Genomic DNA, 26,076 nt, shown 5'->3' on the forward strand with positions numbered 1-26,076 from the left:
TCCTATTATTCTTCATGATGAATGGGAAGGGTAATAACCTCATTGGTATGAGATATTTCATCTTGGTCATGGGTTACCCACAACACCCCGATTTTTTTATCAGTGGTAAGGTGGTGAATAAATTCATTTACTTTGATTTTATTTTCTTCATCAAGGGCACTGGTTATTTCATCTAATAGCAAAATTTGCGGTAAAAATTGTAAGTTACGGATAAGAGAAATACGTTGTTTTTCCCCACCAGAAAGCTCATTGATACCTTTTTCTAAAATAGTTTCATGCAGTGAGAAATAGTTTAAGTCACTTATTATCTTATCTTTATTGAAAGGTAACTTTCTTATTTGGTATGGAAATGCCAAATTATCATATACTGTTGTGCCAAATAAAGCAGGCGTTTGCGTACAGTATGAAACTTGTTGGCGATAGGTTTCTGGTAAAATAGTATTGATATCTTTTCCCTTGAAGGTGATCGAACCTTGAGTGGGGGAAATTAAAGATGCCACTATTTTTAATAAGGTGCTTTTTCCACAACCGGAAGGCCCTGTGATTAATTTGAAATCACCTGCTTGTAGGTTAATCTGCACATTATCGAGAATTGTTTTCCCATCAATGGTATAACCAATATCCTTCAACTGTAGCAGTAAATGGTTTTGTTCCATATTATCAATGACCTATTTAACTAAAATACGCAGTTTAACGCGAATGATACCCATTCCATTATTTTATCTGATGACAGTACATTTACGTTGTTCAATATCAATTTAGATATAACTAATATTATGCGCCAGTTATTGCTAAATTTATACTGTATTATGCAGATAGTGGTTAAAGGACTATCAATAGGGGACTATGATTGTTTTATAATCTGTCATTGTGCTATCGAAAAAATGGATTAAATACTCATGTTAATATAAACAAATAATCAGTTTGAATTTAATTATGAACAAATGTTCTTAATCATATTTTTCATTTCTAATAATATGAGAAGTGGCTCATTTTTATAAATTATAAATATAGATTTAAACCTGTAACACTATTATATTAGTAAAACTAAATATTAATTAACTCTCATCGAATATCATGGTGTTTCAGTTTCACCATCGTATTCATATTATATTTTTATTAAATATCACATCATGATGTTAAGGAATTATAATGAAAAAATTTAGTGGATATAACACCAACTTTTCTCTTGATGGTAAAGTGGCCGTGATCACAGGGGGAGCCGCAGGTATTGGGCTCGCCATTGCTCAGTTATATGCCGAGAAAGGGGCTAAAGTTGCCTTAGTTGATAAATCAGAAAAGGTTACTGAGGTAGCTAAAACGCTAGGAAATAGCTTAGGTATTCAATGTGATATCACAAATTCTGAGTCAGTTTCACAAATGGTTCAACAGGTTTTACAGCATTATGGCTCATTGGATATTGCTGTAAATAGTGCGGGGATTGTGGCATTAGCTCCAGCGGAAGATTTAGCAGAGTCTGATTGGGACTTAACCATGAATGTAAACTTAAAAGGTACCTTTCTTGTTTGTCAGGCAGTTGGTAATATCATGATTAAACAAGGAAAAGGGAAGATAATTAATATGGCTTCCCAAGCAGGGGTCATTGCTTTAGATCAGCATGCCGCATATTGTGCCAGTAAAGCAGCGATCATTGGCTTAACTCAAGTATTAGCGCTGGAGTGGAGCCCTAAAGGGATACAAACTAATGCAATTTCTCCAACTATTGTGATGACGGAATTAGGTAAAAAAGCATGGGAAGGGGAGAAAGGTGATGAAATGAAAGAAAAAATTCCTGCTAGACGTTTTGCTGAACCGTCAGAAATTGCGGCATGTGCGTTATTTTTAGCCAGTGATGCATCTGATATGATCACTGGACATAATTTAGTTATTGATGGTGGATATAGTATTCAATAATTATCTAATTAAAAATAAGCCAAATAATAATGTTATTATTTGGCTTGTAATAATAATTACAAAGTAGGATAACGAATTTTAATAAAACTTAGCTTTAATTATTTATCGGCCTGTAATAATGAAAGTGACATACTAATTAGCTTTTCAACAGTGAAACCAAAATAGTCAAATAACTGCTTAGCAGGTGCAGATTCGCCAAAGCTATTCATTCCCATTATTAACCCATCCAAGCCAACATATTTACGCCAGTAATCATCAATGCTAGCTTCAATGGCAATACGTTGACGAACATGATTAGGTAAAACCTGTTGTTTATATTCATCAGGTTGTTTATCAAAAGTATCAGTGGATGGCATTGATATAACATTGACGTTAAAACCCTGTGCGGTTAAAACCTGCCAGGCTTCAACCGCCAAGGTGACCTCAGAGCCCGTCGCAATTAACAATAACTCAGGTGATTGGCTATTACTTCGTAAAATATACCCCCCACGCTGGATACAGGTAAGTTGCTCAGAGGTACGTGAGTGCTGATGGAGATTTTGCCTTGAAAGGACTAAGGCCGTCGGCTTATTTTGTTGCAGTATGGCTTGTTGCCAAGCAACTGCGGTTTCTACTTGGCAACAGGGCCGCCATACGGAAAGGTTGGGAGTAGCCCGCAATGCGGCTAATTGTTCGACCGGTTGATGAGTCGGTCCATCTTCACCTAAGCCAATCGAATCATGGGTGTAAATCAGAATTTGCGGTAATTTCATTAAGGCGGCCATGCGTACCGCATTTTGAGCATATTCACAGAACATCAAAAAGGTTGCGGTGTAAGGGCGAAACCCTCCGTGTAATGCAATACCATTGGCAATGGCAGTCATGCCAAATTCCCGTACACCATAATGAATATAATTACCCGCAGGATATTCATTGATAGGTTTTGAGCCTGACCAGTAAGTCAGGTTACTCGGCGCTAAATCTGCCGAGCCACCCATTAGCTCAGGTAAAACAGGGCCGATAATATTGAGAGCATTTTGTGAAGCCTGACGAGTGGCAATTTCTGCTGGGTTATTATTCAGGTGCTGAATGTACTCATTGATAACTGAACTAAATGATCCGGTGGGTTGGTTTGATAAGCGCTGGTTTAATTGAAGGGCTAATTCGGGATATTGCTTGGCATATTCCCGTAGAGCCTGTTCCCAACGTAATTGCTGTTCAGCACCACGCTCTATTGCATTCCATGGTTGGTAAATCTCTTCAGGGATTTCAAAAGGTGGGTACTCCCAGCCTAATTGTTGACGCGTTAATGCAATTTCATCGTTCCCAAGGGGAGCACCATGTGAACTCGCTGTTCCCGCTTTATTGGGGGAGCCATATCCGATAGTGGTGCGACAAATAATCAATGTTGGTTTAGAGGTTTGTTGATGGGCTTGCTCAATCGCGGCTTTAATTGCAGGACGCGAATGCCCATCAATGGCTCTAATAACATGCCAACCATAGGCTTCAAAGCGTTGTGCGGTATCATCGGTGAACCAGCCTTGTACATCACCATCGATAGAGATCTGGTTATCGTCATAAAAAGCAATCAGCTTATTGAGCTTAAGAGTCCCTGCTAAAGAGCAAACCTCATGGGAAATCCCTTCCATCAAACAGCCATCACCGAGGAAAGTATAAGTAAAATGATCGACAACAGGGAAACCTGAGCGGTTAAAGGTAGCCGCTAGTGTTTTTTCCGCGATAGCCATTCCTACAGCATTAGCAATACCTTGTCCCAGAGGGCCTGTGGTGGTTTCAACTCCCGGTGTGTAGCCTAATTCAGGATGACCAGGCGTTTTTGAATGTAATTGTCTAAACTGCTTTAAGTCCTCGATAGAAACATCATAGCCCGTTAAATGAAGCAAACTGTATAGCAACATTGAGGCGTGGCCATTTGATAACACAAAACGGTCGCGATTAGGCCAGCAGGGGTCGGCTGGGTTATGTTGTAAGTAGTCTCTCCATAATACTTCAGCAATGTCTGCCATCCCCATAGGGGCACCTGGGTGACCCGAATTTGCCTGTTGTACAGCATCGATTGAAAGAAAGCGGATTGCATTTGCTAATTTATTTTGTGTTTGTGTGCACATAACAAAACTCCCAAATTAAAACTAACGTTCCCCATTTTCATATTCACTAATACGGGCTACTTTGGGTGCTGAACGTCCCCCTTCATAATGGGAAGCTAGCCATGTGTCGACGATTATTTTGGCTAATTCGGGGCCTATTACCCGTGCTCCGAAAGTGATAATTTGCGCGTCATTGCTTTTTTGTGCCCGCTCTGCTGAGTAAGTATCATGGCAAAGCGCTGCACGTATCCCCGCAACTTTATTGGCTACGATAGACATCCCAATACCCGTGCCACAAATTAAAATTCCGCGTTGGTGTTTACCTTGTGTGATGGCGGTGGCGACGGCATGAGCAACGTCGGGGTACATTTCATCTTCAACCCCAGTCTTTAAGCAGTAATCTGTCACTTCAATATTTAGCTCTTTTAAATGAGCTTTAATTAAATCTTTCATTTCAAATGCAGCGTCATCAGCACCAATGGCAATAGATAGCATGATAGAGATCCTTATGGTTGAACAAATGTTCATTAACTATTCAATTGTACTTAATAGAAAATAGGATCTTATGAACAAATAATCAATAGGTGAACATATGTTTTTATTTTTGGTATGCTTGATTCTGTGATCTAGGGCTTTAAATTACATTTTTTTTCGATAAATAGCGAAAAGTAGTCGTTTAAAAGCTATTTTATAAGAATATTTGCTCTAAATCACACTTTGACAATCTGGTTATGGGCAAGGATAAAGAAAAGAAGGTATGGTTAATTTGTATCTTCATTGAACTTATGTTCATTTTATAAACCGCCGAGGATAGAACTATGTGTGAACACTGTGATTCAAAAGCAACGATGAGCGCAGGCATCCCAGAAAAAATGCAAGCCGTGGTTGCTTATGCACCGAAAGATTACCGTTTAGAAACGGTGGATGTGCCAAAAATTAGTGAAGAAGAAATTCTAGTGCGTGTAGAAGCTTGCGGTATTTGTGCAGGTGATGTGAAAGCCTTCGAAGGTGCCCCAAGTTTTTGGGGGGATGATGAACAACCTGCGTATATTAAAGCGCCGATGATCCCAGGGCATGAGTTTATTGGTCATGTTGTTGGTTTTGGTTCAAAGGTAGAAGGTTTTGCATTGGGCGACCGTGTTATTTCCGAACAAATCGTCCCATGTTGGGAGTGCCGTTTTTGTAAACGTGGTGAATATTGGATGTGTGAAAAACATGACCTGTATGGCTTCCAAAAAAATGTGAATGGCGGTATGGCTCAATACATGAAATTCACTAAAGAAGCGATTAACTACCATGTTCCTGTTGATATGCCAATTGAAGATGCCATTTTGATTGAGCCTTATGCTTGCTCCTTACATGCAGTGCAGCGCGCCAATGTCAAATTGGGGGATGTGGTAGTACTTTCAGGCGCAGGAACATTAGGCTTAGGAATGATTGGTGCGATTAAAAAGTCTGGTGCTGGAAAACTGGTTGTTTTAGACCTCTTTGATAAACGCCTTGAACTAGCAAAAGAATTTGGCGCGGATATCGTATTGAATCCGAAACGTGATGATGTGGATAAAATCGTTAAAGACATGACGGAAGGCTACGGTTGCGATATCTACATTGAAGCGACAGGCGCACCAAAATCTGTAGAACAGGGGCTGAAAATGATCCGTAAACTTGGAACATTTGTCGAGTTCTCTGTATTTAAAGACCCAGTGACCGTTGATTGGAGCATTATTAGCGACCGTAAGGAACTGGACTTATTAGGTTCTCACCTAGGCCCATATTGCTACCCGTTAGTCATTGAAGGTATCGGTAATGGTGATTTCCCAACAAAAGGTGTCGTCACTGATATCTTACCATTAGAAAAATTCGCAGAAGGCTTTTCTATGATGGCGAAAGGTGACCCGCATATTAAAGTGGTCTTAGACCCGAACCTATAATGCTGTAGCCGGTTCAAATTAAACGCGAAATAAAAAATAACGATAAAAATTGGACCTGAATAAATGTCACCCTACCAAGGCTTGTTATTCAGGTCCTAACCCAGCGAACAAGCACTGAGGTTAACGATATGATAATCAATAAATTGTCTAAAGTAACGGGTTTTTCACCAAAGTTACTACTTGGCTATTTTGGCGTCCTTATCTTTATGATGGGGGAAGGGCTAGAACAAGGTTGGCTATCGCCTTTTATTATTAGCCGTGGAATGAGTATTGAAGAATCTTCATTACTTTTTAGTGTATATGGTTTTTTTGCAGCGGTTGCCGCATGGTTATCAGGGGTGCTTGCTGAGATTTATACGGCGCGTCGAGTGATGATTTTTGGCTTTGTGATGTTTGTGATTGGCTCGGTTATTTTCTTATCCGTCGGGCTGCCAAGCAATAGTTTATCTATCATGGTCCCAACTTATGCCTTACGCGGGTTTGGTTATCCAATGTTTGCTTATGGTTTTTTAGTTTGGGTAGCGTATGAAGCACCTATTAAAAAATTAGGTTCAGCCGTCGGAATTTTCTGGTTCGTTTATAGTGGCGGGCTAGGTGTATTAGGCGTGATGTATTCAAGTTATGCATTACCTATTCTCGGTGAAATGGCGACGTTATGGAGTGGGCTGATATTTGTCACTATTGGGGCATTTATAGCGATAGCGCTCAATCGCAATAAAGCGGGCGATGTACAAGACAAACCAAAAGAAAAAGTTTCGCTCAGCTATTTATTTAAAGGAATTACCATCGCATTTGAAAACCCTAAAATCGGTTTAGGGGGCATTGTAAGAACCATTAACACATCAGCGGCATATGGTTTTGTGATCTTCATGCCAATGTTTCTCGCTGACTTTGGTTTTTCTCGAACAGAATGGTTACATATCTATGCCGCACTTTGGACTGTCAATATTGCCTTTAACCTTATTTTTGGTGTTGTGAGTGACCGAATTGGTTGGCGCAATATTGTGATTTGGTTCGGTTGTGTCGGTTGTATGATTTGTACCCTAATGTTTTATTACGTACCGTACTATTTCGGTCACAGTTATACCCTGATGATGATTGCCGCCGGTTTGTTTGGCGCATGCTTGGCAGGATATGTGCCACTTTCAGCTATCATGCCAACGCTAGCTCCTGAAAACAAAGGTGCCGCAATGTCAGTACTTAACTTAGGTGCTGGGTTAAGTACCTTTGTTGGTCCAGCATTAGTAGGGATATTCATTAGTAGTGTTGGGGCATTGGGCGTGATTTGGATCTTCTCAGGGCTTTATTTATTTAGTGCGATACTGATGAAATTTATCACTGTACCGCAAGAACTGCTTGAACAGTCAGCAAAGATGCAGCTAACACCAGAAAATAAGTAAATTGAGGGAATTATGAATAGAATCATTAATGAACCTGATCTTGTTGTTGAAGATGCGATTCAAGGCTATTTGAAAGCGCACCCTGAATATTTTGCGCAAACGGAGAACGCTCGGGTTTTAAAATATCCACAAGCGCCAGTACCAGGAAAAGTAGGGATTGTCACCGGCGGGGGTTCTGGTCATGAACCTGCATTTTTAGGTTATGTTGGCGAAAATATGCTAGATGCGGTGGCGATTGGCGAAATTTTTTCCTCACCAACCGCAGGCGCATTCTTAGATGCCTTTAAAGCGGCTGACAGTGGCGCTGGTGTTGCTTGCTTATATGGCAACTATGCAGGCGATAACATGAACGTCAAAATGGCGATGAAAAAAGCTGAAAAAGCGGGCATGAAAATTAAAACGGTGGTGGCAACCGATGATGTTGCCTCAGCACCCGCCAGCGAAAAAGAAAAGCGTCGTGGTGTAGCCGGTGAAATTTTAATGTGGAAAGTTGGTGCCGCCGCCGCCAGTAAAGGTTATGACCTAGATGGCGTGATTGGCGCAGCGCAAAAAGCTATTAATAACTGCCATTCTATTGGTGTCGGTCTAACGTCTTGCACCATTCCAGCGGTAGGGCATCCTAATTTTCATATTGAAGATGGCATGATGGAATTAGGCATTGGGCACCATGGTGAGCCGGGTATTGAAATCATGCCAATTCAATCTGCTGCACAAATGGCTCAAACCATGTTAACGCCAATCTTAGATGATATGCAGGCAAAACAAGGGGATGAAGTCGTGGTGCTAGTTTCTGGATTGGGCGCGACTCCCGTAATGGAACTGTATATTTACTACGCAGAAGTTGAAAAACAATTGAGTGAGAAAGGTGTGCGCATTGTTCGCAATTACGTAGGTAATTACTTTACTTCATTAGAAATGATGGGCGTTACTCTAACCTTAATGAAGGTAGATGATGAATTAAAAACACTGATGGATGTACCTGCGTATTCATTAGGTTTAACTCAGGTTAAGTAAAGGAGCCAGTTATGCAAGTTATATCAACGGATTGTGGCAGTGAAGTAACCCTTGATTTAGTGAATATTATTGTGACAAACCGTGAATACCTGAGCGAAATTGATGGTGCTATTGGTGATGGTGACCATGGGATCAATATGGCAAAAGGTTTCAATTTATGTGCCAAGGCAATTGAAGGTCGTCAACTATCATTGAGTGAAGGGTTTGAAGAAATTTCAGATGCGTTGATGGAAGGTATTGGCGGGTCAATGGGGCCGTTGTATGGTAGCTTCTTTATGGGCATGTCTGACAGCATTTCAGGTAAAACAGAGCTAACGCAACAAGATTTTCTCGCCATGCTACAAAATGGGTTATCTGAATTACAAGATATCAGCAGTGCCACTGTTGGTGATAAGTGTTTAATGGACACGTTGATCCCCGCGACCCAAGCATTCGAAGAAGCGACAACATCAGGTAAAAGCTTTAAACAAGCGCTTGACGCAATGCAAGAAGCTGCGATTGCAGGGCGTGATTCCACATTGGATTTAGTGGCAAAAATTGGTCGTGCAAGCCGTTTAGGTGAGCGTTCAAGAGGCGTGTTAGATGCGGGAGCAACCTCTTGCTGTCTCTTGTTATGTCAATTGGCTCAAAGTGTCGAAAAACAAGCTGCTCTAGCTAATGCCTGATTACCTAACCTAGTCATTATATGGATATATACGTCACCGTTGTTTAGGCGTATATATCCACTCTATTTTACAACTTACTTATTAATTGCCACTAGAAACGCTATACTAAAACCTTATTATCCTTGTTGCGATTAACACCAATAAAGAGGAAACCACTATCTTATGGATAGATCACAAACATCTTCCGATATCGAGCTACTCACTGAAATTGCGATAGCGTATTATCGTGATGAAATTACTCAGGAAGAGATCGCCAATAAGTTTGGTATATCGCGGATTAAGGTGGGGCGCCTATTAAAGCGTGCCAAAGAGGAAGGCATTGTTGAGATCAACGTACGCTATCATCCTATTTTTAGTACTCAGTTAGAGCAACAATTACTCTCTCGTTTTCCAATATCCCGTGCATTAATCGCATTAGACCATCCAGATGAAGAAGAGCAACGCTATCAAGTTGGAACGTTGGTTGCCAATTATTTATCAACCACATTACGCGACAATATGATTGTTACTGTAGGGCAAGGGCGCAATGTGGCGGTTGTGGCAGACAGCGGAGGAGCTGTACCTGAAAAAGATTGCCGTTTTATCTGTGGGATAGGCGGGACTCATCGCCCTGGTGATTCGATTAATGCAGACCATATCAGCCGCCGATTAGCGAAAAAATTTGGTGGAACCAGTGAAACCTTATATGCACCAGCCTATGTTGAAAATAACGAATTAAAACAGTCATTCATGAAAAACGGTACCATCAAGGAAACCTTAGATCGCGCCCGTAAAGCGGATATAGCGTTGATTGGTATTGGTGACATGAATGAAGACAGCTATATGGTTAAGCTAGGTTGGTTTACGCCTCGTGAAATTGTTGATGCCAGCTTAAATCAAGGGGTTATTGGGGATATTGCGGGTTATGATTTTTTTAATGCACAAGGGCAACATGTAGACACTGTCATGAATGACCGGGTGATTGGTTTAAGTATTGATGAGCTGAGAAAAATCCCCTGTGTAATTGCGATTGCATCTGAGTCATCAAAAGCGATGGCGATCATGGGGGCCTTACGTACTGGGGCGATTGATATTATCGCCACTAGTGCCAGCAATGTGCGGACGATTTTAAAAATGTCCCAATAATGGACGACACCTATCTTAAATAAGCAATAACCCTGTTGGTGAGCCTATGGCACATGACAATCTTCCTAAGGGTGATTGATTTTGTCTTTTTTAAGCGGCATGGTGATGCTGTAAAAGCAAACCACCATGCCGAGAGCTACGTTGATAGCGAAACCGTGCTGCAAGCTATTTTTTATACAGCAAGGTCAACCACCCAGTGATCATCAATAACAAAACAGCGGCACAGATTGCCATCAATACATTAAACCCTAGCCCCCAACTGATGGCCCATTTTAATTGTTCAAATGGTAATTGTTTTGGCATAGCCGCCAATGCATATTGCATAATGACCGAAACACTTGTCGCCCCCATCGCCGCGCCAATTTGTTGTAGTGTTGCGGTAAAACCTGATGCTTGGCCGACAAGCTCAGGGGTGACTTTTGCTAACACGAGATTTAACATTGGCGTCATAATCATGCCTTGTGTAAAGCCGATGAAGAATAATATTGGAGATAGCCATTCCACTGGGCTGTTTAATGAAAAAGCATACAATGCTATCAGGAGTAGCACATAACTTATTGCGTAGAATATGGCCCCCCAAAATATGACTCGGTCACCATAACGACGAGTCCAATATGGCGTTATAATTGATGAGATAACAAAACCAATACTTGAAGGAACAAATATTAAACCGGATAAAAAAGGGGTTAAGCCCATGCCTTTTTGCAGTAGCAACGATAGCATCAAAGGGAAAGCAGATGATGTTGCGTACACGCTCATGACAACCAAAAGCCCAATGACAAAGTCACGATGGGTTAAAATGGATAGGGTAAATAACGGTGCTTTTCCTTGCTTTTCTAATCGTTTTTCTTGATAGACGAATAAGGTAAGAAGCATAATCCCACTAATGAGTAATACTGTGCCTATCGTTGACCATCCCCAGACGGGTAGCATGAGTAATGGAAATAATGCGCAACAAATACCGCTACTGGACAGGAATACACCATACCAATCTAAATTCACTTTCATTCGATGGCCTTCAAGTAGAAAACCCGATAAAAAAACAGCTACCGCACCAATGGGGAGGTTGACTAGAAAAATTGTCCGCCAGCCTAAGCCAAACAGGTCGAGTGTAATTAACCAACCCCCTAAAGCTTGCCCAGCAATAGCGGCCAATCCTAAACTCATTCCCAGATAGCCAAAGGCTTTTTTAGCTGTCTGCTCATTAAAATTAATGCGGATACTGGAATAGACTTGAGGGAACAATAAGGCAGCAGATAACCCTTGTAGAAACCGAGAAGTGACTAATAAAGATGCCGTTGGTGCTAAAGCGCAAAGTAGAGAGGTGATTGTAAACAGCGTCATTCCGACACGATATAAGCTTTTTTTGCCATAAATATCGCCCAATCGTCCCCCCGTGATCAGCAGCAGCCCAAATGCTAATTCATAGCCGACAATGATGAGTGTGATTTGTGTCAGATTGGCATTCAATGATTGCTGGATACTTACAATGGCTACATTGACAACAAACAAATCAAAAATTGTCACAAAACCTGCCAGTAATAAAACAAATAGCGCAATACTTTGGTGTCGGTTCATATTTTTCCCATTTAGACAGACAAATAAATGGGGACTATAATGAATGCATTATCCTGATACAATTTAACTAGTTATACTATTACTAAAAGCAATAGGCTATGAAAAATAGAGAACGTAACCGCCCTGAGTTGGCTGATTTTTTAAAGCAAAAACGTGAAAGTGTCTCTCCTGAATCAGTCGGTTTACCACGCACAACTCGCCGTCGAACGCCAGGATTGCGCCGAGAAGAAGTTGCCGCACTCGCTGGTGTTGGTTTGACGTGGTACACATGGCTTGAACAGGGCCGAGAGATAGGGGTTTCAACGCAATTTCTTGATAACCTGTCAAATGCACTTAATTTAAATACGGCTGAACGCCAGCATCTTTATCTACTTACGCATAACAGAGAACCTATAGCGACTGGAAATACAGAACACTGTGTGCCTTCGGCAATTTCAAAAATGATCACTGATTTTCCAGATAACTATTTATGTTATGTGCTTAATTTGCATTGGGATGTACTGGCTTATAATTCACGTGCTGATGATTATTTTCATTTTTCCGAAGCTGAACCGTATTTATGTAATTTTCTTTATTTATTATTCACCGACCTTCGCTATCAAGAACGGTTTGCGGATTGGCAGTTAGTCGCTAAACAGTTACTCGCAAGTTTTCGTCGTGATTATGCTTTGACTAAAAATGACCCTAATATCAAAACATTAGTAAAAACGCTGGTGGGGCAATCTGCGCTATTTAATCAATTATGGAATAAGCATGAGATTTATCAGCCTTGTACTGGTGTCCGTGAATTGGTTTATCAAGGAAATTTAGAACATTATGACTACACATCACTGACGTTTGATATTGAAAAAGGGAATCGACTATTAGTTTATATTCCTAAATAAATCATATACTTACTTCTTTTTAATCTCTCGCCTTGACGAGTTGCAACTTGAATTATTTAGGAGTATGTTTTTAAAAAGAGTTCACATAATATAATAAATAACATTATGATTTTATGTAGAACTATGGGAGATGGCATTCCTCCTGTTACAAAACCGCCCATGTAGGGCTGATGATGCCTACGTTAACCTTTTCAAAAGATAGGGTACGTAGGTATTATGTGCCCTGAATTTAGGGCATGAATGATCTAATAGGAAACTTTCCTTTCATTTATCCCGCCAGACATTAAAGGAAGTTTCTATGTATGCCTCTTTATTTGCAATAGCGCTGGGTTCTGTTCTCGGTGGGTGGTTAAGGTGGTTTGTTAGCCTGAAACTTAATCACTTTTATCCCAATATTCCCCTTGGTACTGTTGTTGTCAACTTAGTGGGTGGCTTTGTTATTGGTTTTGCTATTTCTTATTTTGCCAACGCCAATATTAGCCCCGCCTATAAGTTATTTATTGTGACGGGCTTTTGTGGTGCATTCACCACTTTCTCCACATTTTCACTTGAAGTGCTCGTTTTAATTCAAGAGGGGAAATTTGGCTTTGCCATCAGCACCATTGCCATCCATGTTATTGGCGCGTTGGTCTTTACTTTGCTCGGTATGCTGTGTCATCACTGGTTAGCACAGGGGTAATATTAACCTTATAAACTGAACAAACCATTTTTTAATGGAATGATTCGTTATAAAAAAGAAGAAACTCAAGCGATGCATTATCGCCTGAGTTTCTGTTTTAATTATTTTCTAATAAATGATGAGCTGTGGCTTCATCGGTTACTAACCCTGTGACCCAACCGCCATTTAATACCGCTTGTATCGCGTGAGTTTTATGGGAACCCCCAGCAAAAGCAATAACAGGTTTATTCGGTGGTGCAAATAGAGGGACGCTGGTGTGTGTGTCATCTAACGCTGTCGATAGCCTTTCCCCATTGGCTTGAATAAAATGGCCTAATAGCTCAGCGGCTACGCCTTTCTCAAGTAACATTTCCAGTTGTTCATCGGTGACAAAGCCTTCCGAATTCAGCGGGCAGCCTTTTCCCACCTCACCAATACCAATAAAAGTTATGTCTGCATTTAAGGCTTTTTCTGTTACTTCCTTATACACACGGTGTTGGCACCACATGGCCTTATCTTCTGGGCTATCTGCATATAGCGGGGCAGGTAAGATATAATGGCGACATTGCAGCTTTTCTGCAAAACGCAGTGGAATATCATAACGTGTTGCCGAACTGTCCCGAGCGATAGCGCCAATCAATGAAACACATTGATGTTGCGGGGTTTCTAGGTAAGGAAGGGCATCAATAATACTTCGTAATGTTCGGCCTGAACCAATACCGATCACTTGGGGGTTGTCTTGTTCAATTAATTGTTCCATTAATTCAGCGCCAGCCACTGAAATCATATCGAGGGTTGAGCCTGTATCAAGCTGGCCTGATGGAACCACACAACAATGTGTTAGTTGGTATTTCTGTTGAATTTCATTGGCGAGCTTAAGGCACTCAGTAATTGGGTGAGTGATCTGAACATGGACCATGCCTTGTTCTTTGGCTAGTGAAATAAGGCGTTGTGCTACTTGTCGTGATAAACCAAGTTCATGAGCAATTTCTTGTTGAGTTTTGCCTGCCACAAAATATAACCATGCTGCACGCGCTGCTTGCTCCATTTTTTTTAATTCTTTCTGCATGGACTGTCTCCTGCTTTTTTACGACATTGTAATTCTGGGCAATTGCTTATTAAAAGGGCAAAAGTCAATATTGTGAGCATTATCGCAGTAATTGTGATCAAGTTGAAACTAAAATATAACAAACGGGCATATGCCCAAACTTGTAGCAAATATTTATTCTAAGTTAAGGGGTCACAATGTTAAAGCAAAAATCAGTGTGGATGCACATCGGTGCTGGGTCATTTCATCGTGCTCATCAAGCTTGGTACTTACACCGCTTAATTCAACAAGGTGATGATAGTTGGTCAATCGCATTAGGGAATATCCGCAATGATGCTAATACATTGCTTGATAACTTAGCTAAACAAAATGGAGAATACACACTCGAAACGGTTTCCCCTGAAGGGGAACGTCAGTACGAAAAAATTACCTCGGTGCGTAAAATACTTCATTGGGACTCTAATTTAAGCCAACTCGTTGAACAAGGTTGTGATAAAGCGACTCGAGTGATCGCATTTACCGTAACAGAAGCAGGTTATTATTTGACTCCACAGCATGAGCTGGATGCTGAGCAACCAGATATCAAGGCTGATTTGGCAGGCGCAATGTGTACTATTTATGGTGCATTGACCCATATTTTACGGGCACGCTTAGCCGCACATGGTGAGCCGGTAACCTTATTAAACTGTGATAATTTACGTCATAACGGTGAGCGTTTCAGGCATGGTTTTTTATCTTTTTTACAATTAAAAGGTGAAACAGAATTATATCAGTGGGTAAAAGAAAGTACTCGCTCACCAAATACCATGGTAGATAGGATAACACCTCGGCCAACACCAGATGTGGCTGAACGTGTAAAACAACATACAGGCTGGGATGACAAAGCTCCGGTAATGGGGGAAGCATTCATTCAGTGGGTAATTGAAGATGACTTTATTAATGGGCGTCCAGCACTAGAAAATGTCGATGTTGAAATGGTGGATTCAGTATTACCGTGGGAAGAAGCCAAAATCCGTATTTTGAATGCAAGCCATAGCTGTATTGCTTGGGCGGGAACACTCATTGGTTTGAATTTTATTGATGATAGCACCCGTGAAGCGGCTATTAAACAGATGGCTTGGAACTATGTAACGCAAGATGTCATCCCTTCGTTATCACCAAGCCCGCTAGATCTTGAGCAATACCGCGATGTCGTTTTAGCTCGTTTTAGTAATCCTTACATAAAAGATACTAATCAGCGAGTTGCCGCTGATGGTTTATCAAAAATTCCAGGCTTTATCACTCCAACACTACAAGAATGCTATCAACGAGGCCAAGTTCCTGCAGCAACAGCAGTACTTCCCGCACTATTTTTTGTCTTTTTACAGCGTTGGGCACAAGGCAAATTACCGTATGAATACCAAGATGGCGTGCTTGATGCTGCATATTATCTACCCTTGATGAATGCCAGTGATGCATTGGAAAAATTCGTTTCCAGTGAAATGCTATTTAGCACATTAGCGCATTCAACGCAGTTTCATGAATTAATGAAAAATACAGTGGTAGATGTTGAACGCTGGTTGAAATCACCACATCAACCTCTGTAAGGAGAAAGTCGATGTACCTTGGAATAGACCTCGGCACTTCAGAATTGAAGGCAGTTTTAATTAATGGGCAGGGAGAAATTGTCTCCTCTAGCCATATGGCATTAACCGTGCAAAGGCCCCACCCTCAGTGGGCGGAACAATCGCCAGATAGCTGGTGGGAAGCGACTAATTCGGTGGTAGCCACACTTCGTCAAAAAGCACCAGAAGCATGGGCAGCAGTAAAAGCGATAGGTTTATCTGGGCAAATGCATGGTGCGGTATTACTTGATAATCATCATCAAGTGCTACGGGATTGTATTTTATGGAATGACACCCGAAGCGCGAATGAATGTGAATGGCTGATGGAAAACCACCCCGAGTTTTTGACAATAGGTGCCAACCTTGTCATGCCCGGTTTCACTGCGCCCAAATTATTATGGGTAGCACGTAATGAACCTGAGGTATTTAATCAAGTTGCTAAGGTATTGCTACCAAAGGACTATTTGCGCTGGAAAATGACTGAACAGTTTATCAGTGATATGTCAGATGCTTCAGGAACCCTATGGCTCGATGTCGCAAAGCGTGATTGGTCTGATGAACTATTGGCTGCAACAAATTTAACTCGCGAACATATGCCTACTTTAGTGGAAGGTGCAGAGAAAAGCAGTGTACTTCGTGCAGATTTAGCTTCCCAATGGGGGCTCAGTGCAGATGTTATTGTGGCGGGAGGCGGTGGGGATAACGCCGCCTCCGCTGTGGGAGTTGGTGCCGTTAATGAAGGGGATGCATTAATCTCTCTTGGCACGTCAGGTGTCATTTTTGTCGTGAACAATCAATTGCAGGCGGCACCACATCAAGGCGTGCATGCATTTGCTCATGCTTTACCAGACCGTTGGCATCAAATGAGTGTGATGCTAAGCGCCGCCAACTGTTTACGTTGGCTTTGCCAGTTGTTGTCTACAACGGAAAACCAATTGATGGATGAAGTAGGCCAATTGACTGAACAGCAAAAAAAACAATCTCCCGTGTTTTTACCTTACCTTTCTGGAGAACGAACACCGCATAATGATCCTTACGCAATGGGGTCTTTTTTCGCCTTAAGGAATGAAACAACACGTGCTCAACTTGGTTATGCGGTGATAGAAGGAGTGACGTTTGCCCTTGCAGATGGCATGAAAGTTCTAACTGAAACGGGCACACAAATTAGCCGTTGTAGTTTAACTGGCGGGGGAGCTCGTAGCCCTATCTGGGCACAATTAATTGCCGATGTGATTGATATACCGATTGTTACACACCCTGCAAGTTCATCCGGTGCGTTAGGTGCAGCACGCCTAGCGTGGCTGGCGGATGGCGGAGATACCGAAACAGTATGCCAAAAACCTGATGTGTTAGACACTTATTCACCGCAAGAACAATACCAAACTTGGTTACATCAACGGCTTGATGTATTCCGTTTATTGTACCAACAGCAAAAACAAGCAAGGGAATTACTGCCACAGTAAGTCAGTATGGCGGTGTTCCCTACACACCGCCATTACTGTTAACTCTTCGCGATTGATTAAAATAACAAAATGACAATGAGGAAACTGCAATGGAACAGAAGCAGTATTGGCTTGGTTTACCTAAGCATTTGTTCTGGGGGTTCATCGCTATCGCTATTTTTATGAGTGGTGATGGTTTTGAAATGGCTTTTTTATCCAAACATATTACTGACTTAGGTTTTACACCGACGCAATCCGCTATGGTATTTACGGTATATGGCTTAATGGCAGCGGTTGCCGCATGGGCATCGGGTGTGGTGGCTGAAATTATTACTCCACTTAAAGCGATGATGATTGGGTTTATTCTGTGGATAGTGATGCATGCCTTATTTATGGCTTTTGGTTTAGGCCTGAAAAGCTATACTCTAATGTTATTATTTTACGGTATTCGTGGGTTGGCTTACCCGCTATTTATTTACTCATTTATGATGATGTTAGTACAGGTGATCCCCCGAGCTCACCTTGCTGCCGCAACTGGGTGGTTTTGGGCGATGTATTCTGTTGGGATAGGTGTAATTGGTAGCTATTTACCTAGTTTTTCTATTCCAATGATAGGGGAAACTGGCACATTATGGATGGCAATCGGCTGGGTCGCAGTTGGTGGTGCGATTGCTTATTTTAGCTTACGCCATGTTCCAGTAGACCGTTCAAAAGTAAACTTACCCATGAAGGATAAAATGGCGGAATTGTCGCGTGCTGCGACCATTTTATTCACCAATAAAGATATCTTTATGGCCAGTTTGATTCGCATCATTAACACGATTTCTCTGTTTGGTTTTGCGATCATCATGCCATTGCTATTTGTTGACCGCTTAGGGTTTACCATCTCAGAATGGTTACAAATTTGGGCCGTGTTCTTCTTTGTGACTATTTTTACTAATATTTTCTGGGGGATTGTTGGGGAGCATATAGGTTGGATACGCCAAGTCAGGTGGTTTGGCTGTTTAGGCATGGCTATCTCAAGCCTGATGTTTTACTACTTACCGGTCTATTTTGGGCATAACTTTGCGATTGCTTTAATACCTGCCATTTTATTAGGGATTTTTGTCGCTGCCTTTGTACCTATGACTGCGGTTTTCCCAAGTATTGAGCCTAACCATAAAGGCGCAGCGGTTTCTATTTATAATCTTTCGGCTGGGTTAAGTAACTTTGCTGCGCCTGCGATCGCCAGTTTGGTCTTACCTTTCTTTGATATTGTTGGCGTGGTTTGGGCGTATACAGGGTTGTATATTTTTGCAGGTGTTCTGACATTCTTTATTAAAGTCCCACAACCGGGTTTTGAAAATAATCGTAAGGTAAAAACCACTAAGTCTGTAGTAGAGCAGCAAACGAGTAATTAACTTATTTTATTAAACTCAAATCGAGCCCTATGGCCATATTATGGTTATAGGGCTTTTCTCATTTAGAGAGTAAATAAGGTATTAGAAAAGGCAAAAAAAGCGAAAGGTATATCCTCCTTTACAGTGGCAATATAAAGAGAAACAGATTAACGGTTAAATAAAGTATAATATTCCACGCAAATGGAAATATTAGTCATATTTGTAAGGCTGTTTCTGCTGTTATCGCGAGATTTATTGAAAATACATCCTGAAGCAATAGAATATAATTTCATAGATTAAAATTTAGTCTATAGTCGATCTTGTTATAAATAAGCTAATAAGTGAGATTAAATATTAATATCTGAACTATCATTAAGATGATATTAAGGAGACGATGCTTTCTGTTGTTATATCTGACTATTGAACAAGATTATTACCTTTATTCTAACCTACTTAATTCCTGTTTTGTTATCTATACATCTGTATTTTCGGTGTTATTATGATTTTTGTTGCAATTTTGTATTTTTGCAGCGAATTGCTCTTAATACTGATGTTTTATCAAACAAAATAAATTTTTTAATAAAGTTAAAAGATAAATTAAAAGCTTATAACACCAAAAAATAATCTAATAAAAAAAGATAAATGCGGGGAAAAAGTTATGTCACAGATGTTAGCTCTGTTTCTGATTGTGGGGATATTATATATCGGGGATGCTATTGCGGTTAGAACGAAAGCGTGGGTTCCTTCTGTTTTCGTGTGTGCGGTATTATTTTTAATCGGTTATTGGACTATTTTCCCAAAAGATATTGTCAGTATTGCGGGTATTCCTCAAGTGGTGGCAATTGCCTTAATGTATTTGCTAATTACCAATATGGGAACACTGTTATCTTTAAAAGAATTATTGCGTCAGTGGAAAACTATTTTAGTTTCATTAGCGGGTATTTTAGGGATTATCATTTTTACCTTAATTATTGGCGTAATGCTATTCGATTTAAATACAGTATTGGTTGCTGTACCTCCATTAGTTGGTGGTATTGTCTCTTCACTAATTATGTCAAAAGGTGCAGCGGAAGCTGGTTTGGTTGATTTATCGGTTTTCGCTATTTTAATTTATGTTATGCAAGGTTTTGCGGGTTATCCGTTAACCGCAATAATGTTAAAAAAAGAAGGGCGCCGAGTTCTGGAAAAATACCGTAATGGTCAATGGAAAGAAACATTAGCTACTGGAGAAACAAAAGAGGTTGAAGTCAAAACACTCGTTTCTGAAGACGAAATGCCTCGTATGTTTAAAAAAATTCCTAGCCACTATAATACAAGCTATTTCAAATTCTTACGTCTAGCTTTCGTAGGGTATTTAGCATATTTAGCGTCCAGTTTTGCCGCACCTTTTGTTAGTATTAGCCCTTTTGTACTGTGCTTATTATTCGGTGTAATTGCATCTTCATTAGGCTTTTTAGAAAGGCAGCCATTGCAAAAGGCTAATGGCTTTGGCTTTGCTATTATGGCGTTAATGTTGTTTATTTTTGATACATTAAACCATGCCACCCCAGATATGTTATTACGCCTAGTTTATCCGATGGTGGTATTAATTTGTGCTGCAGTGATTGGAATGTTTATCGCATCATGGATTGTTGGCAAAATTCTAGGCGTGACTAAAGAAATGGCTTTTGCTGTTGCGCTCACTGCATTGTATGGTTTCCCTGCAGATTACATCATTACCAATGAAGCGATTAATGCATTAACAAAAGATGAAAAAGAGCGCCAAGTATTAACTAGCCATATGTTAGGGCCAATGTTAGTGGGTGGTTTTATTTCTGTCACTATGGTTTCTGTGGTATTAGCGGGCATTATGGTTGCGTATATTGTTCCAGTAGCGGGGTAAATAAAACAATGGAAACAAGTACTTCAAGAATTCAGCGCCATTTAGAACAATTGGCAGAATATACTGCGACACCAGGTCAAGGTACAACGCGGATGAGCTATAGCGAGCAAGATAAACAAGCTCGTGATTATTTAAAGCAGGAAATGACCGCGTTAGGTTTACACGTTCGCGAAGATGCGATCGGGAATATTTATGGGCGTTTGGAAGGTCAACAGCCTGATTTACCGGCAGTTATTATTGGTTCTCACTTTGATTCAGTTCCTCACGGTGGTGCATTTGATGGACCAGCGGGGATAGTCACGGGGTTAGATGTTGTTGCTCGGATACGCGAACAAAACTTAACACCAAAGTACCCATTAGAGGTGATTGCGCTGGTGGAAGAAGAAGGAACCAGTTTTGGCCGTGGTTTGATGGCTTCAAGTGTGATCACGGGGCTAATTGGCACCAAAGAATTGCACCAATTAAAAGATAGGCAAGGGGTAAGTGCCGCTGAGCGAATGGCTGCTGCGGGTTTTAATGCCGACAAAGCGTCAGAAGCTGTGCTTGACCCTAAAAAAGTGAAAGCCTTTTTAGAATTACATATTGAGCAAGGCCCCGTATTAGAACAGGCGAATGAAGATGTTGGCATCGTCGAAACAATTGTTGGTATTAGCCAGTTAGAAATAAAACTCACAGGTAAAGCAGGGCATGCTGGCACAACACCGATGAATATGCGCGCAGATGCCCTTGTTTGCGCTAGCCGAATTATCAGCCAAATCCCTAAGCTTGCAGAAGCTGCGGGGGATAATACTGTCGCGACAGTGGGACGGTTGGCGGTTTTACCAAATGGGGCTAACGTGATCCCAAGTGAAGTCACCTTCAGTGTTGATATTCGTTCTAAAAACGATGAAGCCCTTAGAAAAGTCATCGCTCAAATTATGGCTTTAACAGAGCAAGAAAGTACTGAAGCGGGAATAAGCAGTGACATTATTCAGCCATTATATGTTCAACCGACTGAGCTAAATAGCGAGATTCATACTCTAATGCAAGAACATGCCAGCGCTCAAAAGCTACGTTTTCGTAGCATGGTCAGTGGTGCAGGGCATGATACGATGATTTTTGCACAGATCACCCAAACGGGACTGATATTTGTCCCAAGTCGCAATGGGCTTAGTCATCATCCGGATGAATGGACTGATTATGCACAAATTGCACGCGGTGTTGATGTGATGTTTGAAACCGTTAAGTCACTCATAGAATGTTAATTATTAATTATATAAGCCATGCAAAACGTTATTTTGTGATGGGGTAAAAGGTAGAAAAATGATCAGCAAAACTATTACAGCCGCAATCAAAAAACATACTCAAGAAATGATTGCATTTCGACGTGATTTACATGCTCATCCTGAATTGCCATTTGAAGAAGTACGTACAACAAAACGTATTGCCGAAGAATTAGACAAAATAGGCATAGAATATCGCTTAACTGAGCCAACAGGGGTTATCGCTGAAATCAAGGGGGCGAAGCCAGGCAAAACCGTTGCATTACGTGCTGATATTGATGCGTTACCCGTATTGGAATTAAACGATTCGTTAGAATATAAATCCACTACAGCAGGGAAAATGCATGCCTGCGGTCATGATGCACACACAGCCATGTTGTTAACCGCAGCCAAAGCGCTATACGAGGTACGTGAAGAGTTAGCCGGCAATGTGCGTTTGATTTTTCAACCTGCGGAAGAGATTGCTCAGGGTGCATTAGCGATGATCAAACAAGGGGCTATCGAAAATGTGGATAACGTGTTTGGTATGCACATTTGGACAACGACGCCATCAGGCAAAGTTTCTTGTAATGTTGGCGGTTCATTTGCGTCTGCGGATTTATTAAAAGTCACCTTTAAAGGGCGAGGTGGGCACGGTTCTATGCCAGAGGCGACAATAGACGCTGCGGTTGTTGCTTCGGCTTTTGTGATGAATTTACAAGCTATTGTTTCTCGTGAAACCTCATCATTAGATTCAGCAGTGGTAACGATTGGTAAAATGGAAGTGGGAACTCGCTTTAATGTTATCGCTGAAAATGCGGTATTGGACGGAACGGTACGGTGTTTCGATATTGAAACGCGTAATCGTATTGAAGCCGCTATCCGCCGTTATGCAGAACATACTGCAGCGATTTATGGTGCAACAGCACAAGTCGATTATATTTATGGGACTTTACCTGTGATCAATGAAGAGCGCAGCGCACTGCTTGCTCAGTCAGTTATTTCGCAAGCCTTTGGTGAGCAAGCATTGATCAACGAAAGGCCAACCCCAGGGGGCGAGGACTTCAGCTTCTACATTGAAGATATTCCGGGGTGTTTTGCGTTGCTAGGTACCGGGAATGCTGAGAAGGATACGCAATGGGCACATCACCACGGCTGTTTTAATATCGATGAAGATACGATGGCGACGGGGGCTGAGTTACATGCACAATATGCATGGGCCTATTTACAGCAGCAGGCATTTTAATTGAGTATGTTAATGCTCTTAGGGCTCGTTATTCTACCTATACCGGGCCTTCCTTTGACTTTGTTGCCTATTTATTTTGTTTATTAACACTCAGTATAGCGGCTAAGTATTTGGTCGCTATACATTATGATGGGCAAATATAGCCTCCCTTAGACGCTGTTGTTGTGTAAAACGTTGGTCTTCATTGAGTTGTGGGTCATGGGATAACTGCATTAGCATTTCATTCATATGGTGAACAGAGTTTTCACCAATGAGCCGGTCAACTTTTTCGATAATTTCATCATAGTAGGGCATGTTTTAAGCTCCAATTAATATAGTCTATGGCTATTAGAGTGTTATAGGTATTTATGATGTCAATTTTGTTTCTCTATGACCATAACGGCCATCGTATTGGGTTCTAAGGCTCGCATGATATGCGGCTCATCTCCTGGATAATGAATATAATCCCCAACTTTTAACTCGACAGGGTTATCTAATGGGCCAACCAAAGCCCTACCGGCCATAATAATGATATGTTCACTTACACCATGCATATGTGGTTCTGAAATACGGTCACGACCCGGTTGGGCAATAACAGTATAAATATCACGTCGTGAATCATTAGGTGCAGATGATAATAAAAATGCTAAATAATTAGCATGTTCCGCACTGACGGGAAGGGCTTCCCCGTGGCGTATCACAGTGACAGCATCTTGTTTTTCTTCAATTAAACGAGCAAAAGGGATATCTAACGCAACACAAAGCGCCCATAAGGTTTCGATACTTGGGTTACCAGTACCAGATTCCAATTGCGATAAGGTCGACTTCGCAATACCTGCTTTACGAGATAACTCGGACAACGATAACCCATTTTTTTGCCTTTCACGAGCCAGTGCTTTGGAGATCAACTCAATGGGGGGCGAAGATAAGTTCAATTTTTTATCCTATTTATAATACTCGCTACAGATGATGAGGCTTACGCATTTGTCACCTACCTGCAACTTGAATTTTTCTGAGTATTGATTGCACTTTATAGTAAAGATCGACATAATGAACAAATGTATTTTATATCGAACGATTGGGAAATGCTAACTTCAACACTTAATAATAGCACAGTGAAAAATATCGCTCTCGTTTGTATTGCGGACTTAATTGTCGGTATTTCATATGGTGCACTTGCCCTTTCTCAAGGTTTTGATTGGTGGGTCCCTCTGACGTTATCTATTTTAGTACTTGCTGGAGCCTCTGAATTTTTATTTATTGGGGTTATTTTTTCAGGGGGAAGCCCCATTTCAGCTGCCTTAGCGGGTCTACTGGTTAATTCAAGGCATATTCCTTTTAGTTTTGCGGTTAGTGACCTAACAGGCAAGGGGGCAAAAGCGCTATTGGGTTACCACATCATGAACGATGAAAGCGTTGTATTTGGCTTAGCACAAGAAACAAATACAGAAAAATGCGCCGCATTTTGGCTGTGTGGGGTCGGGATTTTACTTTGTTGGCCTATAGGTGTACTGATTGGGGAAGTATTAGGCAGTTTAATCAGTGACACACATGTCTATGGCATGGATGCTATGTTTCCTGCGATTATTTTAGCGCTTTCATTGCCTGCGCTCACGGATAAACGCTTACGGATTACGGCCATTGTGGGCGCCGTTATTGCTGTTTTGGTAACCCCCGTCTTACCTGCTGGGATACCTGTTTTACTCGCATTATTGAGCCTAGTTATTTATATAAGGAAATAGTCATGACAAACAGCCCATGGTTAATATTTTGCGGGGTTTTACTACTAGCGGTCGGTACTTATTTAATGCGCGCATCTGGTGCATTACTTAGAGGCCGGGTGATTTTATCGGAAAATAGCAAAGCCCTTTTTTCAGCGGCAGCAATTATTATTTTGTTTTCTGTGGCCGTAACCTCTACATTATTTTCAGGAGAACAGTTGTCGGATTGGCAAAAAATAGTAGGGGTGTTAGTTGCAGGCGTACTTACATGGTATAAAAAACCATTTATTGTCATAGTTTTGTCTGCGGCAATTGTCACTGCGCTACTTCGGTTAATTTAGAATACAACTAATTGTAATTAGCGCGATAAAGCCCCTACCTAAAGAAAGTAGGGGCTATCAATTAAGCGGTTAAGTCTTTAATCGTCTCAGAAGGGCCATTGGTTTGTACTGACGCAATACCTTTTAATGCAGATTGTTTAGATGCATACATTTCACTTGTCGCAATGATCTCATGGTTAGCTGCTTTTAAAACGAAATAATAAGGCTGAGCAACATCTTTGGTAGATTTTTTTAATTCATAATACCCCATGGTAGGCTCCTGACTTTTGTGGTTAAAAATATGAAAACCGAGGAATAAATCATAAGCAGCAAATAAATATCTGCTTAAATAAGGTTAGTCGCTATTAGGTATTATTACTAGAAGAGGGGATAAAATTCAGAAAAAGTTCAAAAAAAAGCCCCTGATAAACAGAGGCAATCGTAGGATATATAGAACTCTTTATTATGTGGCTAAGATATCGGCTTCTATCTTATAAGGCTAGTCGATTATAGTTATCGATAAAAAAGGTTTTGCCGATAACGCCATGTAAGTTAACTGATATAGCTTACTACTGGGTTACTGGTGTATTGTTAGCTTTAGGCATCGGCATTGGAGTTATGTTCTTAAATTCAGGGACTTCCATCACGGTTACTTTAACCATGTAGCGTTTGCCATCTTCAATTTTAGGTGTATTATCCGCCAGCTTTTTTATTGTTTCATTTGGGGTAGTTGTCTGTTCCGCCACGTTATAAACCATATTATGGTGATTGCCATTTCCCATATGTTGACGTGGCATGTGGTTATTCCCTCCATTGCCGATGTTTGCTGCTGTCGCAGCAAAGCCGATAGACATTAACGTTAGGGCGAATAAACTGGTAGTTATTTTTTTCATTGCGATTTCCTTTATATTGGTGATGAACCAATAGTTAACCAATTGATTTCCATCCGCAATCGCTT

25 protein-coding genes and 1 riboswitch are annotated in these 26,076 nt (G+C 41.0%); of the genes, 16 read left to right on the plus strand and 9 right to left on the minus strand.

Features of this window, described 5'->3' with window-relative positions:
- Positions 1-5: 5 nt before the first annotated feature.
- On the minus strand, positions 6-656 hold the full coding sequence (gene fetA / locus ACHB7C_RS01535; protein WP_042844123.1) for an iron efflux ABC transporter ATP-binding subunit FetA: 651 nt from the start codon (positions 654-656) through the stop codon (positions 6-8).
- 493 nt (positions 657-1,149) lie between these two features.
- Between fetA and ACHB7C_RS01540 the strand changes: the two genes are divergently transcribed.
- Positions 1,150-1,914 carry an SDR family oxidoreductase gene (locus tag ACHB7C_RS01540; RefSeq protein ID WP_395346579.1) on the plus strand — a complete coding sequence of 255 codons (765 nt, stop codon included), beginning with the start codon at positions 1,150-1,152 and terminating at the stop codon, positions 1,912-1,914.
- Positions 1,915-2,012: 98 nt separating this feature from the next.
- Here ACHB7C_RS01540 and tkt read toward each other — a convergent pair whose 3' ends face one another.
- Together tkt and rpiB are read right to left on the minus strand one after the other, a co-directional pair.
- Complete coding sequence (gene tkt, locus ACHB7C_RS01545; RefSeq protein ID WP_395346210.1) at positions 2,013-4,022, minus strand: transketolase; 2,010 nt, start codon at positions 4,020-4,022, stop codon at positions 2,013-2,015.
- A gap of 21 nt (positions 4,023-4,043) precedes the next feature.
- Positions 4,044-4,496, minus strand: a complete 453-nt coding sequence (gene rpiB / locus ACHB7C_RS01550) for a ribose 5-phosphate isomerase B (RefSeq protein WP_042844119.1) — start codon at positions 4,494-4,496, stop codon at positions 4,044-4,046.
- Positions 4,497-4,819: 323 nt separating this feature from the next.
- Between rpiB and ACHB7C_RS01555 the strand changes: the two genes are divergently transcribed.
- From ACHB7C_RS01555 to ACHB7C_RS01575, 5 genes are all read left to right on the plus strand, one after another.
- Positions 4,820-5,932: an alcohol dehydrogenase catalytic domain-containing protein gene (locus ACHB7C_RS01555; RefSeq protein ID WP_042844118.1), complete on the plus strand. Its 1,113-nt coding sequence runs from the start codon at positions 4,820-4,822 to the stop codon at positions 5,930-5,932.
- A gap of 128 nt (positions 5,933-6,060) precedes the next feature.
- Entirely contained in the window at positions 6,061-7,332 is a 1,272-nt protein-coding gene (locus tag ACHB7C_RS01560) for an MFS transporter (RefSeq protein ID WP_042844117.1), read from the plus strand.
- A gap of 12 nt (positions 7,333-7,344) precedes the next feature.
- Positions 7,345-8,346 carry a dihydroxyacetone kinase subunit DhaK gene (locus tag ACHB7C_RS01565; protein ID WP_042844116.1) on the plus strand — a complete coding sequence of 334 codons (1,002 nt, stop codon included), beginning with the start codon at positions 7,345-7,347 and terminating at the stop codon, positions 8,344-8,346.
- Positions 8,347-8,357: 11 nt separating this feature from the next.
- Positions 8,358-9,011, plus strand: coding sequence for a dihydroxyacetone kinase subunit DhaL (dhaL, locus tag ACHB7C_RS01570; RefSeq protein ID WP_042844115.1), 654 nt, complete (start codon positions 8,358-8,360; stop codon positions 9,009-9,011).
- Positions 9,012-9,173: 162 nt separating this feature from the next.
- The gene (locus ACHB7C_RS01575) at positions 9,174-10,136 is read left to right on the plus strand and encodes a sugar-binding transcriptional regulator (protein ID WP_042844114.1); all 963 of its coding nucleotides are present in this window, start codon (positions 9,174-9,176) and stop codon (positions 10,134-10,136) included.
- Between the two features lie 165 nt (positions 10,137-10,301).
- Here the strand turns inward: ACHB7C_RS01575 and ACHB7C_RS01580 are convergent, their stop codons facing one another.
- Entirely contained in the window at positions 10,302-11,714 is a 1,413-nt protein-coding gene (locus ACHB7C_RS01580) for an MFS transporter (protein ID WP_395346214.1), read from the minus strand.
- Positions 11,715-11,812: 98 nt separating this feature from the next.
- Between ACHB7C_RS01580 and ACHB7C_RS01585 the strand changes: the two genes are divergently transcribed.
- Both ACHB7C_RS01585 and crcB read left to right on the plus strand, forming a co-directional pair.
- A complete protein-coding gene (locus ACHB7C_RS01585; protein WP_198861317.1) occupies positions 11,813-12,598 on the plus strand; it encodes a helix-turn-helix transcriptional regulator in 786 nt (261 codons plus the stop codon).
- 117 nt (positions 12,599-12,715) lie between these two features.
- A riboswitch (Fluoride riboswitch) is annotated at positions 12,716-12,785 on the plus strand.
- A 111-nt stretch (positions 12,786-12,896) separates the two neighbouring features.
- Positions 12,897-13,277: a fluoride efflux transporter CrcB gene (gene crcB / locus ACHB7C_RS01590; RefSeq protein ID WP_129465824.1), complete on the plus strand. Its 381-nt coding sequence runs from the start codon at positions 12,897-12,899 to the stop codon at positions 13,275-13,277.
- A 97-nt stretch (positions 13,278-13,374) separates the two neighbouring features.
- Here the strand turns inward: crcB and ACHB7C_RS01595 are convergent, their stop codons facing one another.
- Complete coding sequence (locus ACHB7C_RS01595; RefSeq protein ID WP_042844108.1) at positions 13,375-14,325, minus strand: sugar-binding transcriptional regulator; 951 nt, start codon at positions 14,323-14,325, stop codon at positions 13,375-13,377.
- A gap of 176 nt (positions 14,326-14,501) precedes the next feature.
- On the opposite strand from ACHB7C_RS01595, the gene dalD reads away from it, so the two are divergent.
- From dalD to ACHB7C_RS01625, 6 genes are all read left to right on the plus strand, one after another.
- Positions 14,502-15,890 carry a D-arabinitol 4-dehydrogenase gene (gene dalD, locus ACHB7C_RS01600; protein ID WP_395346216.1) on the plus strand — a complete coding sequence of 463 codons (1,389 nt, stop codon included), beginning with the start codon at positions 14,502-14,504 and terminating at the stop codon, positions 15,888-15,890.
- Positions 15,891-15,901: 11 nt separating this feature from the next.
- Positions 15,902-17,371: a xylulokinase gene (gene xylB / locus ACHB7C_RS01605; protein WP_198861318.1), complete on the plus strand. Its 1,470-nt coding sequence runs from the start codon at positions 15,902-15,904 to the stop codon at positions 17,369-17,371.
- Positions 17,372-17,460: 89 nt separating this feature from the next.
- Positions 17,461-18,750 carry an MFS transporter gene (locus ACHB7C_RS01610; protein ID WP_042844105.1) on the plus strand — a complete coding sequence of 430 codons (1,290 nt, stop codon included), beginning with the start codon at positions 17,461-17,463 and terminating at the stop codon, positions 18,748-18,750.
- A gap of 637 nt (positions 18,751-19,387) precedes the next feature.
- The gene (locus tag ACHB7C_RS01615; RefSeq protein WP_042844104.1) at positions 19,388-20,611 is read left to right on the plus strand and encodes a hypothetical protein; all 1,224 of its coding nucleotides are present in this window, start codon (positions 19,388-19,390) and stop codon (positions 20,609-20,611) included.
- 8 nt (positions 20,612-20,619) lie between these two features.
- The gene (locus ACHB7C_RS01620) at positions 20,620-21,855 is read left to right on the plus strand and encodes a Zn-dependent hydrolase (RefSeq protein WP_166687144.1); all 1,236 of its coding nucleotides are present in this window, start codon (positions 20,620-20,622) and stop codon (positions 21,853-21,855) included.
- A 58-nt stretch (positions 21,856-21,913) separates the two neighbouring features.
- The gene (locus ACHB7C_RS01625; RefSeq protein ID WP_048606980.1) at positions 21,914-23,098 is read left to right on the plus strand and encodes an amidohydrolase; all 1,185 of its coding nucleotides are present in this window, start codon (positions 21,914-21,916) and stop codon (positions 23,096-23,098) included.
- 117 nt (positions 23,099-23,215) lie between these two features.
- Here ACHB7C_RS01625 and ACHB7C_RS01630 read toward each other — a convergent pair whose 3' ends face one another.
- Together ACHB7C_RS01630 and ACHB7C_RS01635 are read right to left on the minus strand one after the other, a co-directional pair.
- Positions 23,216-23,392: a DUF2526 family protein gene (locus tag ACHB7C_RS01630; RefSeq protein WP_071548014.1), complete on the minus strand. Its 177-nt coding sequence runs from the start codon at positions 23,390-23,392 to the stop codon at positions 23,216-23,218.
- Positions 23,393-23,451: 59 nt separating this feature from the next.
- Entirely contained in the window at positions 23,452-24,012 is a 561-nt protein-coding gene (locus ACHB7C_RS01635) for a helix-turn-helix domain-containing protein (RefSeq protein WP_395346221.1), read from the minus strand.
- Positions 24,013-24,162: 150 nt separating this feature from the next.
- On the opposite strand from ACHB7C_RS01635, the gene ACHB7C_RS01640 reads away from it, so the two are divergent.
- The gene (locus tag ACHB7C_RS01640) at positions 24,163-24,819 is read left to right on the plus strand and encodes an AzlC family ABC transporter permease (RefSeq protein WP_395346223.1); all 657 of its coding nucleotides are present in this window, start codon (positions 24,163-24,165) and stop codon (positions 24,817-24,819) included.
- A gap of 2 nt (positions 24,820-24,821) precedes the next feature.
- On the plus strand, positions 24,822-25,139 hold the full coding sequence (locus ACHB7C_RS01645) for an AzlD domain-containing protein (RefSeq protein WP_042844097.1): 318 nt from the start codon (positions 24,822-24,824) through the stop codon (positions 25,137-25,139).
- 61 nt (positions 25,140-25,200) lie between these two features.
- Here ACHB7C_RS01645 and ACHB7C_RS01650 read toward each other — a convergent pair whose 3' ends face one another.
- Together ACHB7C_RS01650 and ACHB7C_RS01655 are read right to left on the minus strand one after the other, a co-directional pair.
- Positions 25,201-25,389, minus strand: a complete 189-nt coding sequence (locus ACHB7C_RS01650; protein ID WP_042844096.1) for a YegP family protein — start codon at positions 25,387-25,389, stop codon at positions 25,201-25,203.
- Between the two features lie 298 nt (positions 25,390-25,687).
- Positions 25,688-26,011: a hypothetical protein gene (locus ACHB7C_RS01655; protein WP_042844094.1), complete on the minus strand. Its 324-nt coding sequence runs from the start codon at positions 26,009-26,011 to the stop codon at positions 25,688-25,690.
- Between the last annotated feature and the right edge of the window lie 65 nt (positions 26,012-26,076).

This window comes from Providencia sp. 2024EL-00732 (assembly GCF_044006275.1).
GTDB lineage: Bacteria > Pseudomonadota > Gammaproteobacteria > Enterobacterales > Enterobacteriaceae > Providencia > Providencia huashanensis.

Coding starts and splice junctions, on each gene's coding strand:
- ACHB7C_RS01555 (WP_042844118.1), top strand. CDS start 4,820: ATGTGTGAACACTGTGATTCAAAAGCAACGATGAGCGCAGGCATCCCA.
- ACHB7C_RS01620 (WP_166687144.1), top strand. CDS start 20,620: ATGGAAACAAGTACTTCAAGAATTCAGCGCCATTTAGAACAATTGGCA.
- dalD (WP_395346216.1), top strand. CDS start 14,502: ATGTTAAAGCAAAAATCAGTGTGGATGCACATCGGTGCTGGGTCATTT.
- ACHB7C_RS01575 (WP_042844114.1), top strand. CDS start 9,174: ATGGATAGATCACAAACATCTTCCGATATCGAGCTACTCACTGAAATT.
- crcB (WP_129465824.1), top strand. CDS start 12,897: ATGTATGCCTCTTTATTTGCAATAGCGCTGGGTTCTGTTCTCGGTGGG.
- dhaL (WP_042844115.1), top strand. CDS start 8,358: ATGCAAGTTATATCAACGGATTGTGGCAGTGAAGTAACCCTTGATTTA.
- ACHB7C_RS01650 (WP_042844096.1), bottom strand. CDS start 25,389: ATGGGGTATTATGAATTAAAAAAATCTACCAAAGATGTTGCTCAGCCT.
- fetA (WP_042844123.1), bottom strand. CDS start 656: ATGGAACAAAACCATTTACTGCTACAGTTGAAGGATATTGGTTATACC.
- ACHB7C_RS01565 (WP_042844116.1), top strand. CDS start 7,345: ATGAATAGAATCATTAATGAACCTGATCTTGTTGTTGAAGATGCGATT.
- tkt (WP_395346210.1), bottom strand. CDS start 4,022: ATGTGCACACAAACACAAAATAAATTAGCAAATGCAATCCGCTTTCTT.
- rpiB (WP_042844119.1), bottom strand. CDS start 4,496: ATGCTATCTATTGCCATTGGTGCTGATGACGCTGCATTTGAAATGAAA.
- ACHB7C_RS01595 (WP_042844108.1), bottom strand. CDS start 14,325: ATGCAGAAAGAATTAAAAAAAATGGAGCAAGCAGCGCGTGCAGCATGG.
- ACHB7C_RS01630 (WP_071548014.1), bottom strand. CDS start 23,392: ATGCCCTACTATGATGAAATTATCGAAAAAGTTGACCGGCTCATTGGT.
- xylB (WP_198861318.1), top strand. CDS start 15,902: ATGTACCTTGGAATAGACCTCGGCACTTCAGAATTGAAGGCAGTTTTA.
- ACHB7C_RS01645 (WP_042844097.1), top strand. CDS start 24,822: ATGACAAACAGCCCATGGTTAATATTTTGCGGGGTTTTACTACTAGCG.
- ACHB7C_RS01560 (WP_042844117.1), top strand. CDS start 6,061: ATGATAATCAATAAATTGTCTAAAGTAACGGGTTTTTCACCAAAGTTA.
- ACHB7C_RS01585 (WP_198861317.1), top strand. CDS start 11,813: ATGAAAAATAGAGAACGTAACCGCCCTGAGTTGGCTGATTTTTTAAAG.
- ACHB7C_RS01625 (WP_048606980.1), top strand. CDS start 21,914: ATGATCAGCAAAACTATTACAGCCGCAATCAAAAAACATACTCAAGAA.
- ACHB7C_RS01610 (WP_042844105.1), top strand. CDS start 17,461: ATGGAACAGAAGCAGTATTGGCTTGGTTTACCTAAGCATTTGTTCTGG.
- ACHB7C_RS01580 (WP_395346214.1), bottom strand. CDS start 11,714: ATGAACCGACACCAAAGTATTGCGCTATTTGTTTTATTACTGGCAGGT.
- ACHB7C_RS01655 (WP_042844094.1), bottom strand. CDS start 26,011: ATGAAAAAAATAACTACCAGTTTATTCGCCCTAACGTTAATGTCTATC.
- ACHB7C_RS01615 (WP_042844104.1), top strand. CDS start 19,388: ATGTCACAGATGTTAGCTCTGTTTCTGATTGTGGGGATATTATATATC.
- ACHB7C_RS01640 (WP_395346223.1), top strand. CDS start 24,163: ATGCTAACTTCAACACTTAATAATAGCACAGTGAAAAATATCGCTCTC.